Here is a 593-nt window from a genome sequence, read left to right on the forward strand (position 1 = left end):
ACGCCACGGCGCTCGCCGCGCGCTGGCCGGCCGTGGACGTCGCCGCCGACCTGGCCCGCCTGCGCCGCGTCACCATCGAGCTGACCGCCCTGGACGGCGACGCCGCCCGCGCCGCCCGGCTGCTGCGTCGGCAACGCGCCCTGGAGGACGGGGTGCGCCGGCGCACCTGGCACCTGCCCGGCACCGAAGCCGACCACGGACCGCGGCACACCGTCGCGGACATCTGCGCCGCGCTGGGCCCCCGGACACTGATCGAGTTCGTGCAGCTCGACGGGTCGCTGCTCGCGGTGGTCGCCACCGGGCAGCGGGTGCGGCTGCGGGCGCTGGGTCCGGCCGCGGAGGTCGCCACGGAGTCGGCCGCCCTGCGGTTCGCCACCCGCCGGCTGGCGCTGCGACGTGGCAGCGCGGCCGCGCTGAGCGCCGCGCGCACGGCCGCCGAACACGCCGCCGCCCGCCTGGACCACCTGCTCCTGCGCCCGCTGCGCCCGCTGGTCGGCGACCGTCCGCTGGTCATCGTGCCGACCGGAGCGTTGCACGAGCTGGCCTGGCCGCTGCTGCCGACGTGCCGGGGCCGCCCGGTGACGGTCGCGCCG

1 pseudogene is annotated in these 593 nt (G+C 79.6%); it reads left to right on the forward strand.

The features are described 5' to 3' along the window. Positions 1 to 593 (forward strand): annotated as a pseudogene (locus ABD211_RS32880) (CHAT domain-containing protein); the annotation flags it as partial.

Origin of the sequence: Luedemannella flava (assembly GCF_039528515.1) — a bacterium.
Classification (GTDB): Bacteria; Actinomycetota; Actinomycetes; order Mycobacteriales; family Micromonosporaceae; genus Luedemannella; species Luedemannella flava.